Origin of the sequence: Plantibacter sp. Leaf314, assembly GCF_001423185.1 — a bacterium.
Taxonomy (GTDB): Bacteria; Actinomycetota; Actinomycetes; order Actinomycetales; family Microbacteriaceae; genus Plantibacter.
In genome coordinates, this window is the sequence record NZ_LMOB01000001.1 from 2,579,953 (window position 1) to 2,598,048 (window position 18,096).

Annotated in this window: 17 protein-coding genes; 5 read left to right on the plus strand and 12 right to left on the minus strand. The window is 70.7% G+C overall.

Features of this window, described 5'->3' with window-relative positions:
- The first annotated feature begins 44 nt into the window (after window positions 1-44).
- Complete coding sequence (locus tag ASF68_RS18985; RefSeq protein WP_056010590.1) at window positions 45-695, plus strand: GntR family transcriptional regulator; 651 nt, start codon at window positions 45-47, stop codon at window positions 693-695.
- Window positions 696-781: 86 nt separating this feature from the next.
- Here ASF68_RS18985 and ASF68_RS12155 read toward each other — a convergent pair whose 3' ends face one another.
- On the minus strand, window positions 782-2,032 hold the full coding sequence (locus tag ASF68_RS12155) for an APC family permease (protein WP_056010593.1): 1,251 nt from the start codon (window positions 2,030-2,032) through the stop codon (window positions 782-784).
- Window positions 2,033-2,088: 56 nt separating this feature from the next.
- Window positions 2,089-4,089 (minus strand): AarF/ABC1/UbiB kinase family protein, encoded by a 2,001-nt coding sequence (locus ASF68_RS12160; RefSeq protein ID WP_056010597.1) that lies wholly within the window; start codon window positions 4,087-4,089, stop codon window positions 2,089-2,091.
- 131 nt (window positions 4,090-4,220) lie between these two features.
- On the opposite strand from ASF68_RS12160, the gene ASF68_RS12165 reads away from it, so the two are divergent.
- Window positions 4,221-4,859, plus strand: a complete 639-nt coding sequence (locus ASF68_RS12165) for a LysE family translocator (protein ID WP_056010599.1) — start codon at window positions 4,221-4,223, stop codon at window positions 4,857-4,859.
- A 68-nt stretch (window positions 4,860-4,927) separates the two neighbouring features.
- Window positions 4,928-5,746 (plus strand): hypothetical protein, encoded by an 819-nt coding sequence (locus ASF68_RS12170; RefSeq protein WP_056010600.1) that lies wholly within the window; start codon window positions 4,928-4,930, stop codon window positions 5,744-5,746.
- Window positions 5,747-5,791: 45 nt separating this feature from the next.
- Here the strand turns inward: ASF68_RS12170 and ASF68_RS12175 are convergent, their stop codons facing one another.
- From ASF68_RS12175 to ASF68_RS12220, 10 genes are all read right to left on the minus strand, one after another.
- The gene (locus tag ASF68_RS12175; protein WP_056010601.1) at window positions 5,792-6,772 is read right to left on the minus strand and encodes a hypothetical protein; all 981 of its coding nucleotides are present in this window, start codon (window positions 6,770-6,772) and stop codon (window positions 5,792-5,794) included.
- A gap of 47 nt (window positions 6,773-6,819) precedes the next feature.
- Window positions 6,820-7,689 carry a MurR/RpiR family transcriptional regulator gene (locus ASF68_RS12180; protein WP_056010603.1) on the minus strand — a complete coding sequence of 290 codons (870 nt, stop codon included), beginning with the start codon at window positions 7,687-7,689 and terminating at the stop codon, window positions 6,820-6,822.
- Entirely contained in the window at window positions 7,679-8,659 is a 981-nt protein-coding gene (murQ, locus tag ASF68_RS12185) for an N-acetylmuramic acid 6-phosphate etherase (protein WP_056010606.1), read from the minus strand. The genes ASF68_RS12180 and murQ overlap by 11 nt, the downstream gene beginning before the upstream one ends.
- Window positions 8,643-9,584: an N-acetylglucosamine kinase gene (locus ASF68_RS12190; protein WP_056010609.1), complete on the minus strand. Its 942-nt coding sequence runs from the start codon at window positions 9,582-9,584 to the stop codon at window positions 8,643-8,645. The genes murQ and ASF68_RS12190 overlap by 17 nt, the downstream gene beginning before the upstream one ends.
- Entirely contained in the window at window positions 9,581-11,182 is a 1,602-nt protein-coding gene (locus ASF68_RS12195) for a glycoside hydrolase family 3 N-terminal domain-containing protein (protein ID WP_056010611.1), read from the minus strand. Before ASF68_RS12195 ends, ASF68_RS12190 begins: the two co-directional genes overlap by 4 nt.
- Window positions 11,179-12,021 carry a carbohydrate ABC transporter permease gene (locus tag ASF68_RS12200; RefSeq protein WP_056011910.1) on the minus strand — a complete coding sequence of 281 codons (843 nt, stop codon included), beginning with the start codon at window positions 12,019-12,021 and terminating at the stop codon, window positions 11,179-11,181. Before ASF68_RS12200 ends, ASF68_RS12195 begins: the two co-directional genes overlap by 4 nt.
- An 83-nt stretch (window positions 12,022-12,104) precedes the next feature.
- Window positions 12,105-13,076: a carbohydrate ABC transporter permease gene (locus ASF68_RS12205; RefSeq protein ID WP_369796463.1), complete on the minus strand. Its 972-nt coding sequence runs from the start codon at window positions 13,074-13,076 to the stop codon at window positions 12,105-12,107.
- A 6-nt stretch (window positions 13,077-13,082) separates the two neighbouring features.
- Entirely contained in the window at window positions 13,083-14,369 is a 1,287-nt protein-coding gene (locus tag ASF68_RS12210) for a sugar ABC transporter substrate-binding protein (RefSeq protein ID WP_056010615.1), read from the minus strand.
- A gap of 253 nt (window positions 14,370-14,622) precedes the next feature.
- On the minus strand, window positions 14,623-15,306 hold the full coding sequence (locus ASF68_RS12215) for a FadR/GntR family transcriptional regulator (RefSeq protein WP_056010618.1): 684 nt from the start codon (window positions 15,304-15,306) through the stop codon (window positions 14,623-14,625).
- Window positions 15,303-16,031, minus strand: a complete 729-nt coding sequence (locus tag ASF68_RS12220; RefSeq protein ID WP_082498597.1) for an SDR family oxidoreductase — start codon at window positions 16,029-16,031, stop codon at window positions 15,303-15,305. The genes ASF68_RS12215 and ASF68_RS12220 overlap by 4 nt, the downstream gene beginning before the upstream one ends.
- Window positions 16,032-16,127: 96 nt before the next feature.
- Here ASF68_RS12220 and ASF68_RS12225 point away from each other — a divergent pair, with 96 nt between their 5' ends.
- Together ASF68_RS12225 and ASF68_RS12230 are read left to right on the plus strand one after the other, a co-directional pair.
- The gene (locus ASF68_RS12225; RefSeq protein ID WP_056010623.1) at window positions 16,128-16,898 is read left to right on the plus strand and encodes an SDR family NAD(P)-dependent oxidoreductase; all 771 of its coding nucleotides are present in this window, start codon (window positions 16,128-16,130) and stop codon (window positions 16,896-16,898) included.
- 270 nt (window positions 16,899-17,168) lie between these two features.
- Window positions 17,169-18,074, plus strand: a complete 906-nt coding sequence (locus ASF68_RS12230; protein WP_056010625.1) for a serine hydrolase — start codon at window positions 17,169-17,171, stop codon at window positions 18,072-18,074.
- Window positions 18,075-18,096: the final 22 nt, after the last annotated feature.

An 18,096-nucleotide genomic window follows, 5' to 3' on the forward strand; every position in this document is an offset into this window, starting at 1 on the left:
CGGTACGCTGATGCCGTAGCATTCGCCGACGAAGGAGAACCCGCATGCCCGTGCCCTCAGCCAACCCGCCCGTCGAGCGTCGGTCCCTCCGCGAGGTCGCGGTCGAGCGCATCCGCACCGCCATCTTCGACGGCACGCTGGAGCCCGGCGAGCACCTCAACGACGGCGAACTCCAGTCCTGGCTCGGCATCTCCCGCACCCCCATCCGCGAAGCGCTCAACGACCTCGCCCGCGTCGGCCTCATCGAGATGGCCGCCCAGCGCTACACCCGCGTCGCCCTGCCGGACCCCGCTCAGCGCACCGAGGTCATGCAGACCCTCGGCGCCATGCTCGGCGGCATCGTCCGCGTCACCGTCCCCGGCCTCGGCTCGACACAGAAGAAGGCACTCGTCCGCTCGATCAACCAGGTGATCGTCGTCGTCGAGCAGCGCGACATGGCCGAGCACGGACGTCTCAGCTGGGAGCTCTTCGACGCCTTCATCACCGCGTGCCCGAACGCCACCCTCGTCGCGGCGACGAAGGACATCATCGATGGCCTCACCTACCGGTCGTCCGCGACCCGCACCGAGGAGACGACCGACTGGGCCGCGAAGGAACAGGGCTACCCGGAGCTCCGCAAGGCGGTCGAGGCCGGCGACGCGATCGCCGCCGAGCTCGCGGTCGAGAACATCTTCCGGCTGTCCGCCCAGCTGTAGCGGGCCGCCCTTCGACAGGCTCAGGGACCGGGGCAGTCTCAGGGACTGGGGCGAGGCCCTTCGACAGGCTCAGGGACCGGAACCGCTCACCGAGTCTGTCGACGGACCATGATCGCCCGCCCGGCGAACCCGAGCAAGACCACCGCGCTCCCGACGGCGACGGACGCCGGGGGCAGCGTGCCCATCAGCAGCACGCACCCGGCCGTACCCACCACGCTGACCGCCCGCGGATACCGTCGATGTGCACTCGTCTGCCGCAGCGCCGCGACGTTCGCGACCACGTAGTACAGCAGGACGCCGAACGAGGAGAAGCCGATCGCGCTCCGGAGGTCGACGAGCAGCACGAGCACGATGACGACGGCGCCCGCGAGCAGTTCTGCGCGGTACGGGGTCGCGAAGCGGGGGTGTACGGCGTCGAGCCACCGCGGGAGGTCGCCGGTCCTCGCCATCGCGAACGCGGTCCGACCCACGCCGGCGAACACGGCGAGCAGTGCACCCAGACAGGCGGCCGCCGCTCCGACCCGTACGAGCGTCGTCGCCCACGGCCACCCGTTCGCCTCCACCACGGCCGCCAGTGGTCGTGACGCCTGGGCCAGACCGTCGGCACCGAGGGTGAGCAACGCCACCACGGCCACGCCCGCGTAGACCACCACCGCCACGGCGAACGCGATGCCGATGGCCCGCGGGATCGTCCGGGCCGGGTCACGGACCTCCTCGCCGAGGGTCGCGATGCGGGCGTACCCGGCGAAGGCGAAGAACAGCAGACCGGCGGACTGCAGCACGGCGAGCGGCCCGGCATCGAACCCGAGCGACGCGGAACCGGTCACGCCCGCCGCCGGCCCGAACACCCCGGAGGCGACGACCACGGCGAGCACGAGCAGGACACCCACGACGATCACGCGAGTCGCCGTCGCCGTGCGGGTCACGCCCAGGCAGTTGGTCACGACCACCAGGGCGACCGCCACCGCCGCGACCGGCCGACTCCACTCGGCGGGCGCGGCGTAGGCGGCGAAGGCGACGGCCATCGCCGCGGCGCTCGCGGTCTTCCCGATCACGAAGCTCCACCCGGCGGCGAACCCCCACCACGGCCCGATGAGTTCGCGACCGTAGACGTAGCTGCCGCCGGCCGAGGGCAGCTGGGCGGCGAGTTGCGCCGACGACATCGCGTTGCAGCAGGCGACGACCGCGGCGATCAGGAGTCCGATGAGCAGGCCGGCACCCGCCACCTGGGCGGCCGGCTGGAACACCGCGAACACGCCGGCGCCCATCATCGAACCGAGGCCGATGAACACGGCGGCGCTGGTGCCGAGTCGTCGCTGCAGTCCGGGGGCGCTCACCCGATCACGCTAGCGGGGTCTGGTGAACACCAGGGTCTGCGTGGAGAACGCGTCGATCACTGGCCTCGCCGGATGACCGTCTGCCGCAGGACGCGCAGCAGGCCGAGGAATCCGAGGAAGCCGATGAACGCGGCGATGAGGTCGAAGATGCGGAGTCCGCCCGGCAGGGTCGGGCCCGCACCCGTCACGACGAGGACCACGGCGATCACCATGGCGGCGATCGAGATCAACGTGCCGACGATCTCCGCCGTCACCCCCTGGACGAGTCCCTTCGCGGGTTCGTCGGCGAGGCCCTTCAAGGTCACCCCCACTGTGCCCTGCTCGAGTCCGGACAGGAGCGCGTCGAGTCGGCGCGGCAGGTTGCGTGCCAGCGCGGCCGACACCGCGGCCTGGGCCTGCAACGTCACGGCCGTCTGGCGGATCGACCGGGCACGCCGGAGCAGTCGCGGCACCATGGGCAGCGCCTGCTCGAACATGTCGAAGTCCGGGTCCAGTGCCTTGAGGCACCCCTCGAGGGTCGCGAAGCTGCGGAACGCGGCCGCGAGGTCGCCGGGCAGGGCGATGTGGTGCTGGCGGATGACGTCCAGGAGACGGCTGAAGATCGAACCGTCGCCGCCCGGGCGGTGTCGTTCGGTGGTGATGACGATGCCCACGTCGTGGCGGAGGGCGTCGAGGTCGGCGTCCTCCGGCAGGTCCACGATGAGGAGGAGCGCGTCGGTCGCGGCGATGTCGTCCTCGCTGACGGTGGCGAGCATCACCGCGGTGAGCCGCTGACGTTGGCTGCGCTCGATGACACCGACGGCGCCGAAGTCGATGAGGCCGAGCGAGCCGTCCTCGCGGAGGATGACGTTCCCCGGGTGCAGGTCGGCGTGGAAGACGCCGTGCACGAGGATCTGCTCGAGCACGACCTCCATGAGCCCTGTTGCGAGTGCCCGCCGTTCCTCCAACGGGATGGTCGCGATGCGCTCGCGGGCGCGGCTGAGGGGGAGCCCGTCGACGAGGTCCATGGTGAGTAGCCGGGCGCCCGACGCCGCCGGGTAGACGCGCGGGACGGTGATCCGGACGCCGTCGTCGTGCTCGTCGCGCCGCTTCAGGGTGCTGCGGATCATCTCCACGTTGCGGGCTTCGATCCGGTAGTCGAGCTCCTCGAGGAGGGTCGAGGTGAACGCTCGGGCGACGGAGGCGAGACGCAGGTCCTGCCCGAACTTCGTGTGCGTCTCGGCGCGCTCGGCCAGGCGGACGACGATGTCGGCGTCGGCCTCGACCTGCACCCGAGCGGCGGGACGCTGGACCTTCACGACCACGGGCGTGCCGTCGAGGAGTTCAGCGGTGTGCACCTGGGCCACGGAGGCGGCGGCGAGCGGTTCGGAGTCGATGGACGCGAACACCGTGTCGATCGGGGCACCGAGTTCGGTCTCGATGACGACCTCGACCTCGTGCCACGGCAGCGTCGTCGCCTCCGACTGCAGGGAGGCGAGGGCGCTGAGGTAGGGCTCCGGCACGAGGTCACGGCGTGTGGACAGCACCTGCCCGAGCTTTACGAAGGTGACGCCGGAGTCGTTGATCGTCGCGATGATCGCATTGGCGCGCTGCTCGCTCGTGGTGAGTTCCAGCTGCACGCGGGATCGGCCGTGCACGAGCCAGCCGGCGCCGTGACGCGAGGCGATCGTGAGGATCTGGAGGTAGCGGCGGGTGCGGCGACGGCGCCGGATCGCCGAGCGGACCACGTCGATCGGGTTCATCAACGGGCGGGTGGGGATGATCACCTCGATGGCGACGAGGACACCGAGACCCAGGGCGAAGATCCAGCCGATCGCGAGGAGGGCGACGGCGATCGCGGCGAACGCGGCACGGGCGTCGTCGACCTGGCCGTCCTGGAGGAGGCCGGTCTGCTGGACGAGCCAGCTGGCGAACGGGGGACCGGTGACGAACACCACCAGGCCGACGACGATGCTGCGCGGCCAGCCGACGGGGGCATCGAGCACGCGACGGGCGGCGAATCCGAGGAGGAGCGCGGAGACGATCGCCAGCACGATGGTGAGCGCATCAGTCAGCATCCGGCATCCCCTCGTCGGTCGAGCGGTCGACTCGCCCCGTCCGCCAGCGTATCCGGCCGAGCTGAGCGCGCGCGAGCGGTCGTCGCTCGTCTACATTCGACTCACCACCCGAGCCGATCATCGGAGTCCGCATGCTTCCCCCGACCAACCTGTGGGCGTTCGCCCTGGCGTCGCTCGCGCTGATCGTCATCCCGGGGCCGAGCATCCTTTTCGTCATCGGCCGCTCACTCGCGCTGGGACGGAAGGCGGGTGTCCTCAGCGTGGTCGGCAACGCCCTCGGGATGCTGCCGGCGGTGGCGCTCGTCTCACTCGGCGTCGGGTCGATCGTCGCCGAATCGGTCGTCGTGTTCACCGTCATCAAGCTCGTCGGCGCCGCGTACCTCGTGTTCCTCGGGGTGCAGGCGATCCGTCATCGCAACGACCACGCGCGCACCGCGGAGACGACGAAGGCGCGTCCGTCCTCACGACGGCTCCTGGGGGAGGGCTTCCTCGTGGGCGTGACGAACCCGAAGACGATCGTGTTCTTCGTCGCCGTCCTCCCGCAGTTCGTCGCCTACGACCACGGGGCGATCCCGGTGCAGATGGCCATCCTCGGACTCGTCTTCTTCGCGATCGCGCTCGTGAGCGACAGCGTCTGGGCGCTCACGGCGGGGACGGCGCGGGCCTGGTTCGCGCGGAGCCCGAAGCGCCTCTCGAAGCTGACCGCGGGCGGTGGCGTCATGCTGATCGGCCTCGGTGGCACGATCGCGTTGACGGGCAGTAAGGCGTAGCGCTGCGCCTCGACCGGTGATCGACCGGTGTTCCCGCTAGGGTGGCCGGCGGGGAACGGGGAACAGGCATGGACGATCAGCGGGTGCGGAGCGAGACCGGGGTGGGCGAGTCGGCGGAACGGACGAGCCAGCGGCGGCACCAGCGCTCCGTGCTGCAGGTGCTCTCCGGGGTCATCGCGGTCCTCGCGTTCACGACCGCCGCGGGGCTCACCATGCCGGTGGTCCCCGCTGACGGGCCGGCGTTCAGCGCGCCCGATCGGATCACGGTGACGGCGGCCGACGGAACCGAGGTCGAGCTCGAGCGGTTCCAGGGGGCGACGACCCGCTTCGGCTCGTATGCGCGCAGCGGCCGGACCTTCACGCTCCTGGACGTCGACACCCGTTCACGCGTCGTCGACCGCGTGCCGATCGTCGAACCGGCCGACATCATCGGCTCCGATGAGCTGCCGGTTCGATTCGTCGCCACGGTGAGTGCGCCGCACGGGGAGGAGGACCCTTCCGCCGGCGAGGTCCGGCTCCGGGACGAATGGCGCATGTACGTCCCGGTCGAGGACGGCCTGCCGGAGTACACCGACCAGCAGATCAACCGGGGTGAGGTGGGTGCGGACGGCGGATCGGTCACCACCGACGACCGCTCGATCCTCGCGATCGCACCGTCCTACCGGGACGGGTCGACGAGCCCGCAGCAGTGGGTGGTCCTCTTCGACTTCGCCGCCCTGCATGCCACGGGGAACACCAATCTCGGGTTCCCGCTGCCCTGGTACGTCGATGGTCCGGTGGTCCCTGCGATCCGTGCCGTCGCTCCGGTGCTCGGCGTCGTCTTCCTCGGTCTCGCGCTGTTCCTGCCCCGACTGCACCGGCGCGGCTCATCGCCGCGCACGGGGTGAGTCGGGGTCTCTCCCGTCAAGCCGCTCGGTCGCTCGGGTGAAGCGTCATCCGATGGTGTCACGGCGACGGATGAGCTCCTGCAGGCGCTCGTCGCGGCGGTCGGCGTCCGCCCTGACCAGCCCACGAAGCGAGGTGTCGTAGACGGACGTGGCTTGCTCCGGCTCGCAGTCCAGAACGGGCGCGATGCGGGCGAGCGCCTCGTCGTCCGACGCCGCGCTCCCGACGACCTCGGCGATCTCGGGCCAGGACCGGCGGGCGCTGACACGCAGCCGCTCCGCCTCGATCTGTCGGTCGTAGGCCCGGCGCTCGGTCGCGGCGTCGGCCCGGTGCTGATTCTGCTTGGCGAGCTGACGGCCGACCATCTCGGCCGTCAGATCGACGCGGAGCGGTTCGGCGAGGCGTAGCCCGAGTTCGACGACCACGACGTGGAGGTCGTAGGGGCCGGGCTCCGGCGAGTTGGCGTCCGACTGCGGCTGGAGCTGCACCGGGACACGGGTGACCTCGCCGGGGTCGAGCGGGACGGCGCGGTCCGCCGCGGAACCCATCCACCCGAAGGAGAATCCGGTCTCGCCGGGCGCGGTGAGGGCCCCGACCGCTCGGAACCCCTCGCTCTCCGGCGTCCATCTGGCGGTGCCCGCGATCACGATGTCGACGACGAGGTCGCTCGGATCGGCGATCTCCGCGACGAACGACGGCCACCGCAGCTCCAAGCCCTGTCGCCGCTCGGCTCGGCTCGGTCGAAGGTCCATGGTGTTCGGGTGGACGCGCACCAGCGGAAGCTGCTCGCTCGGATGCACCTGCGCCACGCGCCAGGTCCGGTGGTCCGCGTCGACCGGCGAACCGAGGTACACCGCACCACTCTCCAACCGGCGGAGCACCCGCCAACCGTCCGACGGGGCCTCAGCGGCGGTGGTCTCATCGATGCCGCAAGCAAGTTCGTCCGCCAGCGCCGAGAGTGTCGTGCCATCGCCGGTGAGGGCGTCGCCGTCGACCTCGAGGTCCCCGATCCGGGGTGCATCATCCATGGAAGCCATGCCCGATGGTCTCATGCGCCATGCTCGAGACCCCGAACTCAGGTGTCGATGCGGTGGTCCTGGATGGACTCGTAGGTGACGCGGAGCGATTCCGCTGCGACGTCGTAGCGACGCTGGGCGACACGGATGAACAACAGGTCGACGAGCGCGAGTTGCGCGATGCGCGAGGACATCGCCCCGGAACGGTAGCGGCTCTCCCTCGCCTGCGTCACGAGGACGAGGTCGCAGCGGCTCGCGATGGGGGAGTCGGGGAAGTTCGTGATGCACACCGTCGTCGCCCCCGCGGCACGGGCGAGTTGCATCGCCTGCTCGGTCTCGACCGTGAGACCCGAGTGCGAGATGCCGATGGCGACCCCGCCCGGCCCGAGGAGGGCGGCCGACGGCAACGCCAGGTGGGCGTCGACGAAGGTGTTGGCCGGCATGCCGATCCGGTAGAGCTTCTGGTGGAGGTCCTGCGCGGTGAGGTTCGAGGAGCCGAAGCCGATGATGTCGATCCGCGGCGCGAGGAGCAGCGCGTCTACGACCGCGTCCAGGGCGTCGCGGTCGAGCGAACGGGCGGTCAGCTCGATCGCCTGCACCTCCTGGTACGCGACCTTCGCGACGACCGTCTCCACCGAGTCGTCCGGGTCGATGTCGGCGTCGTCGACCTCGAACCGGTCCCGCTCCGCCTGCTCGCGGCTCGTCGACGTCGCGACGGCCACCCGGAACTCCCGGTACCCCGTGTATCCGATCGTCTGGCAGAACCGGGCCACGGTCGCCTGCGAGGTGCCGCACGCCTTCGCGAGCTCCGTGATGGTCAACTCGACGACGAGCGAGGGGGTGCCGATGATCGTCTCGGCGACGCGCGTCTCGGCGGCGCTCAGGCGTGGGATCGCCTGGCGGAGCACGAGGAGCGCGTCAGTGGACATCCGGTGCGGCCCCCGTCGGCTGGGCGGCCGCGTGGGCCGCGATGGCCGCGCTGAGGGACCCGTCGCCGCTGCGGAGGCGGGCGACTGCTTCATCTGCGGCGATGCCGGTCACGAGGACGAGGATAGCGGCCTTCACCCAGCCGTCGACGGATGCGAGTGTCGCAGCGGCCGTGGCGGCGTCGACGTCGGTGGCCAGCATGACCGTCCGTTCCGCGCGCGCCCGCAGCTTCTCGTTCGTCGCACGCAGGTCGACCATGAGGTTCCGGTACGTCTTCCCGAGTCGCACCATCGAGATCGTCGACAGCATGTTGAGCACGAGCTTCTGCGCCGTCCCCGCCTTCAGCCGCGTCGAACCGGTGAGGAGCTCCGGACCGACGACCGCCTCGATGCCGATGTCGGCGTCCCGTCCGAGCGGGGAGCCCGCGTTGCACGACAGGCCGATCGTGATCGCGCCGACCGAGCGCGCGTCCTCGAGGGCGCCCAGGACGTAGGGCGTGCGGCCCGACGCGGAGACCCCCACGACGGCGTCGTCCGCAGTGATCGACAGCGACGCCAGATCCGCGCGCCCGAGGTCGTCACGGTCCTCCGCGTTCTCCACCGCCTGCTGGATGGCGCCGGGGCCACCCGCGATGAGCCCGACGATGAGCCCGGGATCGGTGCCGAAGGTCGGTGGGGCCTCGCTCGCATCGAGGATGCCCATACGGCCCGCCGTGCCGGCTCCCAGGTAGATGAGCCGACCACCGCGCCGGAGTCGGTCGACGATCGCATCGACGGCCGCCGCGATCTCGGGGGCCACCGCGGCGACGGCCTCCGGGACGGACCGGTCCTCCTCGTTCATTGCCTCCACGAGCTCACGCGTGGTGAGGGCGTCGAGGTCGGGGACGCGTTCGCCCACCTGCTCGGTGGACATCGTCGCGAGCTCGGCGCGGAGGGAGTCCCTGACGGAGGAACCCTCAGACAGCGTGGACATCGTCGCGCACGACCCTTCCGGCGTAGGAGATCGCCGTGTCGAGGGCCACGAGCCTGGCGCCGTCCAAGGCGTCGCCCCGAGGTCCGACGAGGTCGACGCCGACCTCGCGCATGGCCGTCGCGAGGTGGGCGGCGAAGTAGGGCTGGGAGGCGATGCCGCCGACGACGCACACGGCACCGCTACCGGCCGCGGCGGCGCTCGCCGCGAGGTGTGCACAGGCGCCGTCGACGATGCCCGCGGCGACCTCGTCGCCCTGCTCTGCCCGGGCGATGACCGTCGGGGCGAAGGTGCCGAGTTGGCGGGCCGGTGCTCCGGTGCTGGAGACCCAGAGCGGAAGCGCCGGGATCGTGCCGGCGAGTGCCTCGGCGTCCGCGAGGAGCGCGGTCGCCGGGCCGCGACCGTCGAACGCGCGCATGCACGCCTCGAGGCCCTCCTGCCCGATCCACCGACCGCTGCCCTCGTCGCCGAGCCAGGGCCCCCAGCCGTCGATCTGCCTGACGGCACCCGCAGCGTCGACGTCGAACACGACGGCACCGGTCCCGGCGATGAGCACGGTGCCCGGGCCACCCGCGAAGGCGCCGGCGTGGGCTGCGAGGGCGTCGTTCACGACGGCGATCGTGGCACCGAGCGCCAGGCGGAGCTCCGCGGTGAACGCGGCGACCTGGTGCGGGGCGGCTTCGACCCCTGCGGCGCCGATACCGACGTGCCGGACCTCGGCCAGCAGCGCGGCCGGCAGCTGCGAGACCGTGTCCATGACCGCCCGAGCCGAGAGCTCGGCACCCTCGTGGTCGGCGAGGCCGGGCGCACCGTGGCCGTGGGCTTCGGCGAGGACGGTCGGCTCCTCGGCGGAACCGCCCGTGATGCGGGCGCGGCAGGACGTCTTCCCGAGATCGATGGCGAGGACGGGTGGTGCGAGGTGGGTCATGATCCGTTCCGGTGGTGCTGGTGGTGCGATGGTGCGGCGGTCGTCCCCGAGGCGAGCAGCTCCGTGACCCGGTCGGCCGAGGCGCGTGAGGCTGCAAGGCAGTCGATGACGGGGAGTGTGAGCCGGAGGTCGTCGGCGAGCGGCAGACCGACGCTCACGACGACCGCGTCGGGCCGGATGGCCGCGATGCGCTCCACGGCAAGCCGCTGCGGGGTGTCGTCGTCGAGGCGGTCCGCCAGGAGGGCGACGCCGTGCCCGGCGGGGATCGTGTCGAGCAGGAGGGACAGCTCGTCCGAGGTGGACGCCTCCGCACGGGGATCCGGTGTGCGCAGACTCGGGCCGGCCTCGAGCCGCGTCACCTCGAACCGTTCGGCGAGAGACTCGGCGAAGGGGTCGTGCGCCGAGGCGACGGCGAAGGTCGGTCGGTCGCGGAGGTCGACGAGCGTGATCGCCGAGGCGTCGACGGCGACGTCACCGCGGACCCGGACGATGCGGCGGATGGCGTCGGCGAAGCGCCCTTCGACCAGCTCAGGGACCGGGGATGCCTCAGGGACCGGGTCGCCGGTCCCTGAGCCTGTCGAAGGGGCGACCGTCGCAGCGAGCCGCGCGACGCGGGCGGCCGCACGCTCGACGATCGCGCGGTCGAGACCACCGTCGGTGATCGCGGCGCAGACCGCCTCGAACACCTCGAGGTAGTCGTCCTCGTCGGTGGTGGCGCCCTGCTTCGGTCCGAGGTTCGAGGGGTTGCCGATGCAGAGCAGGTCCACGCCGGCCTCGAGCGCGAGGACCGCCCCGCGTCCGGAACCGGTGGTGGAACGGATCGCGGCCATGTCGAGCGCGTCGGAGATGATGACGCCGTCGAAGCCGCTCTCGCGAAGTCGGCGGAGCGGGATCGGGTTGAGGGTCGCCGGTGCGTCACCGAAGGCGGGGACGACGATGTGGGCGGTCATGACGCTTGCGACCCCGGCCCCGATGGCAGCCTCGAACGGTGGCAGGTGCTCGGCCTCGAGCTCCTCCAGCTCCAGCTCGATGCGGGGGAGGTCGAGGTGGGAGTCGCTCGCGGTGTCGCCGTGGCCGGGATAGTGCTTCACGCACGCGGCGACCCCGCCCGACTGCAGACCCTCGACCATGGCGGCGACGTGGCGAGAGACGAGCGCCGCGGTGGTGCCGAACGAGCGCACGCCGATGACGGGGTTCGCCGGGTTGGTGTTCACATCGGCCACGGGGCCGAGGTCGACGTTCGCCCCGGCCGAGCGGAGTCGGCGCGCGAGTTCGGAGCCGACGGCCCGGGTGGTCTCGACCTCGTCGAGCGCACCGAGCTGGGCGTGCCCCGGCAACGTCGATCCGGTGAGGGCCTCGAGCCGGGAGACGTTGCCGCCCTCCTCGTCGACGCCGATGAGGATCTCCGGCCGGTGCGCGCGGAGCGTCGCCGAGAGGGCCTCGACCTGCGCCGGATCGGCCGAGAGGTTCTGGCCGAAGTAGACGACACCGGCGAGGCCGCCGTCGAGTTCGCGCAGCAGCCAGTCCGGGGCGGTCCGGCCGAGGAACCCCGGCCAGAGGACGCCACGGACCAGCCGGGCGACGTCGGGGTCGGTCATCCCTTCACCGCTCCGGAGACGAGGCCGCCGGAGAGGCGTCGCTGCACGAGGATGAAGAAGATCATGACCGGGATCGTGATGATCGTCGACGCCGCCATGACCGAGCCCCAGTCGTTGGAGTTCAGCCCGAAGAACTGCTTGAGGCCGATGGCGACCGTGTAGTTCTCCGTCGAGCCGCCGAGCAGGGTCATCGCGAAGATGAACTCGTTCCACGCGGTGATGAAGCTGAACACGCTCGTCGCGACGAGGCCGGGGGCCACGAGCGGGAGCATGATCGAGCGGAACATGCGCCACCAGCTGGCGCCGTCGAGGAACGCCGCCTCTTCGAGTTCCACCGGGACCGCCGCGACGAAGCCGCGGAGCATCCAGATGCCGAACGGCAGGGCGAGGGCCACGTAGACGATGATGAGCCCGAGCAGCGTGTTGAGCAGCTGCAGGTCGCGGATCTGCACGAACAGCGGGATCACGAGCGCCTCGAGCGGCACCATCTGCACGACGAGGATCATGAGCAGGACCGCGGTGCGGAACTTGAACCGGAAGCGGGCGACCGCGACCGAGGCGAGGAGCGCGACGGCGGCGGAGATGAGCACCGTCGCACCGGCGACGATCGCGGAGTTGCGCAGGAAGACGGCGAATCCGCCGTCGGTCAGGACCGACTCGAAGTTCGTCAGCGACAGCTCCTTCGGGAAGAAGGACTGGCCGCCGCTCGACGCCTGCGCGTCGAAGGCGCTCGACAGCATCCAGTACGCCGGGAACAGTGTGAACACGAGGAGCAGGGTGACGAGGACCGCCTTGACCGTGTTGGAGCGGATCTTCCGACCGCTCGCCTTCCGGTGCATGGGGACCTGCGGCTTGGCGGATCCGTCGGTTCCCGGTCCCTGAGCCTGTCGACGGGCGGTGGTCGGGGCGGGGGCGTGGGTTGTCACAGTTCGTCCTCCTTCATGAGGGCGCGGATGTAGACGATCGTGATGCCGAGCAGCACGAGGGTCAGCAGCACCGCGATGGCGGAGCCGAAGCCGTACCGGTTCTGCCCGAAGGACTCCACGTAGGACCACACGCCGAGGTTCAGCACCTCACGGTTCGAGCCGGAACCACCCGGCATGAGGTAGATCTGCGCGAACACCTTGAAGTCCCAGATCGTCGACAGGATGATGACGACGGAGAACACCTGGCGCAGCGACGGGAAGGTGATCTGGAAGAAGCGGCGGAACGCGCCGGCCCCGTCCATCTCAGCGGCTTCCAGCATCTCCTTGGAGACGCCGAGCAGGCCGGCCAGCACGGTGATGGCCACGAACGGGAACCCGTGGTGGATGACGTTCAGCAGCGCGATGCCGTAGAACGTGAACTGGTTGGTGAACCAGTTGAAGGGCTCGTCCATGAGCCCGGCGCCCATGAGCGTCTGATTGACGATGCCGCGGTCGGCGTCGAAGATCCAGACCCACACGTAGGTGCCGGTGACGGCGGGCATCGCCCAGGCGACCATGATGGCGCTGCCGACGATGGTGCGCCAGAAAGAACCGAGGTTCGCCATGAGGAGGGCGACGAGGGTGCCGAGGACGACCGTGCCGATGACGGCGGCCGCCGCGAAGAAGACGGTGTTCGGAAGGACGACGGTCCAGAGGGTCGGGTCTGCGAAGACCTCGGCGTAGTTCGCCCCGCCGTTGAAGTTGGTGTCGCCGGAGACGATCTCGCGGAGGCCGTAGTCCTGCAGGGAGAACAGCACGACCCGGATGAGCGGCCAGAGCAGGAGGACGGCGAGGATGAGGAGCGCCGGCGTGAGCAGCAGCCAGGGGCGGGTGCGCATGAGGAGCCGCAGCCGCTTGGGGGAGGGGCCCCCGGCCACCCGCGAAGCGGGGGCTTCGCGGGTGACCGTGGGCGGGGTGAGGGTCGACACGATCGGCTACTTGCCGTTCATGATGTCGTCCATCTCGGTGGCGGCGTCGGTCGTCGCCTGGTCGACCGACTTGCTCCCGGAGAGGATGGCCTGGATCATCGCGTTGGTGGTCTTCTTCGCCTGCACCGCACCGAACTTCGGGGTCACGGGGAGGGAAGCGCCGCCGTCGACGAACTGCTCGGCGAAGGGCTTCACCAGCGGGTCGTCGCTCTCGGTCGCGTCGCTGAGCAGCGAGGTCTGGCCGGGGAAGTACCCGGTCTGCTCGGCCCACTCGGAGGCGTACTTGCCGGTCGTCATCATCTCGATGAACTGGAACGCGAGGTCCTTGTTCTTCGAGGTGTTGAACATGCTGAGGTGCGAGCCGCCGAGCACGGAGGGCGACATGCCGCCGTCCTCACCCGGGATCGGGATGGCGGCGAACTTGCCCTCGAGCTCCGGGTTCTTCTGCACGATGGTGGCCGGGGTCCAGGAGCCCATGATCGCCATGGCGACCTTGTCCTGCACGAAGTTGTCGAGGACGTCGGTCTCCTTCCAGGTGGTCGCACCCGAGGAGGAGAGGTCGTACTTCGTGGCCAGGTCGGTCCAGAACTGGATGCCCTTGCGCGAGTCGTCGCTCGCGAGCTGGGACTTCCAGGTGTCGCCGTCGAGCTCGGAGACCTCGCCGCCGGCGCCCCAGACCCACGGGTAGGCCGTGAACTCGGCGTCACCGGGGACGGGGAACGGGATCATGTCGGGCTTCGCGGCCTTGATCGCGGTTCCGGCGTCGATGATCTCCTGCCAGGTGGTCGGCGCCTTGAGGCCGAGCTCCTCGAAGACGTCGGTGCGGTAGACGATCGAACGGACGCCGGCGTACCAGGGCATGCCGTAGAGCTCGCCGTCGTAGGTGCCGGAGTCGGCGAGACCCTTGACGAGGTCGTCCTTCAGGCCGGCCTTGTCGACGTAGTCGCCGATCGGGGCGAGCGCGCCGGCGTCGGCGAACTCGGCCGTCCAGGTGGTGCCGGTCTCGGCGACGTCCGGCGTGGTGTTGCCGGCGATGGAGGTGACGAAGCGGTCGTGGGCATCGGCCCACTGCACGTATTCGACCTTCAGGGTGGCGCCGGTCTCCTTCTTGAAGGCCGAGCCGACCTCCTTGAAGAAGGCCTCGGAGTCGGGGTTGGTGCCCTGCATGATCCAGACGGTGAGCGTCTGGCCGTCGGCCGAGACGTCGCCTGAGCCGGATCCGCCACCGGCACAGGCGGTGAGGCCGAGTGCCGCGGTGGCGAGGACGGCCAGCGGAAGGGTGCGCTTGCGCATGGTGCTGCTCCTCGATTCTGGGATCGGGAGTCCGAGCCGTCGTTGGCCCGGGATCCGTGATGACCGTGGGGTCGATCCCTGCTGTTTTCAGTGGGTGTGGAAACAGTATTCAATAAGTACAGGGAGCTTGCAAATATTTTCCAGCACTGCAACACGGTCGTTACCTGCGTGACGGACGTGTTTCACGAAGCTGCGAGAACCGTGAGCGGACAGGGGTGTGCGGGGCCGCGCGAGCGGCCTCCCAGCGAGGCGCTCAGGCGGTGCGGACGATGATCGCGCGCATCGCCGCCGCGGCCGCGTCGCCATCGCGTCGCTCGACGGCGCTCGCCAGGTCCCGGTGCAACGCCGCGTCGTCGAGATCGATCGCACCGGCCGGAAGGCGGTCGACCCGATCCCGGAGGGCTGCGTCGATGGCGTCTCCGACGCGGTCGAGGAGCGGGTTCGCGGCAGCCTGCCGCAGGAGTCGGTGCAACCGGAGGTCGGCGTCGAGGAAGGCTGCGACGTCCTGGGCTGCCGCGGCGTCGAGGAGTGCGTCGCCGATCGTCCGCAGCTCGAGCCCGGCCGCGCTACTGCGTCGCTCCGCCGCCAGCCGGGCGCACTCGGGTTCGGTGGCGGTCCGGAGCTCACGGATCGCCAGCAGCGTCGCGTCGCGTCGTCCGCTCGCGAGCGACCAGCGGAGCACGCGTGGCTGCAGCCAGTCCCACCGCTCCGACGGCAGGACCGTGTGTCCGACGTGGGCCTTCCCCTCGAGGAGGCCGAGCCCGCCGAGGACGCGGGTCGCCTCGCGGACGACGGACCGCGAGTGCCCGGTCCGAGCGGTCAGTCCTTCGACCGTGCACACGGCGCCGGACGCCAGTCGTCCCTCGACGATGTCGGAGCCGATGCGGTCGAGCGTGCGTTCGAACGCCGAGGTACCCGGTCGGTCGGTGGCGGTCACCGCGCGACGGCCGGGCGGGTGGGGGAGATGACCAACTCGTCGATCCGGACGTGGGCGGGGCCGTCGAGGACGAAGGTGACCGCGCGCGCGATGTCCTCCGGGGCCAACATCGTCTCCCGTGCTGCGGCGTCCGGCACCTGTGGGCGCATCGAGAGGAAGGGGGTGTCGACGTCGCCGGGGCAGAGGTGCGTCGCGCCGACACCGTTGATCCCCTCCTCCTCGTTCAGCGTGGCGCAGAGGGACGACAGTGCGGTCTTGCTCGCGCTGTAGGCGACGCCGCCCTTGGTGGAGAAGCGCCAGCCGGCGAAGGAGGAGATGACGACGACGCGGCCCTGCGCCGCGCGGATGCCGGGCAGTGCGAGGTCGATCGCGCGCGCCACGGAGGTGAGGTTCGTGTCGACGATCGTCGCGAACTCGGCCATCGACTGGTCGTCCCAGCGCCGCCGCGGCGAGTTCAGTCCCGCAGCCGTCACCAGGTCGTCGACCGTTCCGAAGTCGGCGAGGATGCGCTCGTGGGCGCGTGCGAGCGCCGCGGGGTCGGTCGCGTCGGCGGCTGCCGCGAGGGCCGTTCCGCCCGCTGCGGTGATCTCCGCCACCGTCTCGTCGAGTGCCTCCGCCCGGCGGCCGGTCACCGCCACTCGGCGCCCGGAGCGGGCCGCGGCCAGCGCGACGGCCCGTCCCATCCCGCTTCCGCCACCGGTCACCCACAGCACTCGATCCGTCATGGCTCCAGTGTAGGCACGGTCGACCATTCGTATGTTTTAATCGCCTGACGTGGACGGTGCTGCCGTCGTCCATGCCGCAGAGGAACGGAGACGACGATGTTGCTGGATCTGACGGACCGCCGGGTCATCGTGACCGGGGGAGCACGCGGGATCGGTCGGGCGCTCGCGGAGACGTTCCTCGCCGAGGGTGCGCGTGTCGCGGTCCTCGACCTCGACGTCACCCCGCTCGACGATCTCATCGGCGCATGGGGCGACGCGCTCGCCGCCATCCCGTGCAACGTGCGGTCCGAGACCTCGGTGACGGAGGCGGTCACGGAGGCCGCCGTGCGCCTCGGTGGGATCGACGTCCTCGTCAACAACGCCGGCATCAACGTCGAGGCGCTGCTCGAGGAGACGAGTGACGACGCCTGGACGGCGTGCTTCGACGTGAACGTCGGCGGGGTCTTCCGGATGTCGAAGGCCGTCATCCCCTATCTGAAGGAGCAGGGCTCTGGCCGGATCATCAACGCGGCGAGCTTCGCGGCGATCATCCCGAGTGTCGGCAGCGCGGCGTACGCGGCGTCGAAGTCGGCGGTGGTGCAGCTGACGAAGGTCCTCGCCAGCGAACTCGGCCCGTGGGGGATCACGGTGAACGCCTACGCGCCCGGCATGGTCCCGACCGCGATGAACGGCTTCGCCGAGCTGCCCGCCGATCGTCAGGACGCCTTGCTCGACACCCTGTCGCTGCGCCGGTGGGAGGAGCCGGAGGACGTGGCGAACGTCGTCCGCTTCCTCGCGAGCGACCAGGCCGGCTACGTCACCGGAGCGTTGATCGACGTCAGCGGCGGGAAGTTCGCGACCCAGTTCCCGGCTCGCGCCCGCGGCTGATCCACACGGATCCGGTGGTCATCGCCGGTCGATCGGCACGGCCGATTTCGCCGCGCCGAAAGCGACAGTCGTCGGGTCGACGCGCCCGGGGAACGGTTCCTGCGCGAGGATTCGCAGCCAGCCCGAAGGACGCTTACGATACCGTGGACGGCACATCCGGAGGCCCGCTGAGCGGGTCGTCGGACGGCAGTCGAGTGGGCTGACCGGGGCAGGTCCACACCCCGCATCATCGTCGGGATCACCATCTGGAGCAGAGGAGTTCGGTCAGCCGTGGCTTCACGAGTGCAAGTGTCCGAGCGTCGCCGATCGCGCGATGCGCGTCGAGGGCGCCACCGGGCCGCAGCACCGATCGAACCGTTCACCAGAGGGTTCAGCGCCCTCGGCGAGCTCGCCGCCTCGGGTGCGCAGGTCAGCCTCCGGATCAACGACATCACGACCGGCGAGATGCTCATGTCGGCCGACGACCACGTGGTCGTCCCCACCGCCTCGATCGGCAAGGTCCTGCTCCTCATCGAGGTCGCAGCACGACTCGGCGACACCGACTTCAGCGGTCTCACCATCCTCGACCGCGAGCCGCTCGACGCGGTCGCCGACTCCGGAATCTGGCAGCACCTGCAGGCGCCGTCCCTGCCCGTCGCAGACCTGGCGGCGCTCGTGGGTGCCACGAGTGACAACCTCGCCACGAACGTCCTCCTGCGTCACATCGGCCTCGAGGCCGTCCGGCACCGCGCCGAGGAGATCGGACTCAAGCGGACGGCGCTGCTCGACATCGTGCGCGACCACCGGGGTCCCGACCACGCACCCCAGCTCTCCGTCGGGTCCGCCCGCGAGCTCGCCTGGCTGTTCCAAGCCCTCGCGACGGGCGAGATCGTCGATGCGACCACGAGCCGTCGGGTGCTCGCGTGGCTGTCGCTCAACACCGACCTCTCCCTCGTCGCCTCCGGGTTCGGCCTCGACCCGCTGGCCCATCGCGAACCCGACCACGGCATCCAGCTCTTCAACAAGACCGGTTCCGGCGTGGGTGTGCGCGCCGAGGCGGGCATCCTGCGCGGCCCGAACGGCGCCGTGAGCTACGCGGTGTGCACGAGCTACGACGACACCGAGCTCGGAACGCGACTCGGCGTCGTCGACGCCGTCCGCACCCTCGGCCAGGACCTCCTCGAATACGTGCACTGAGCCCGCCGGGTCCCTGAGCCCA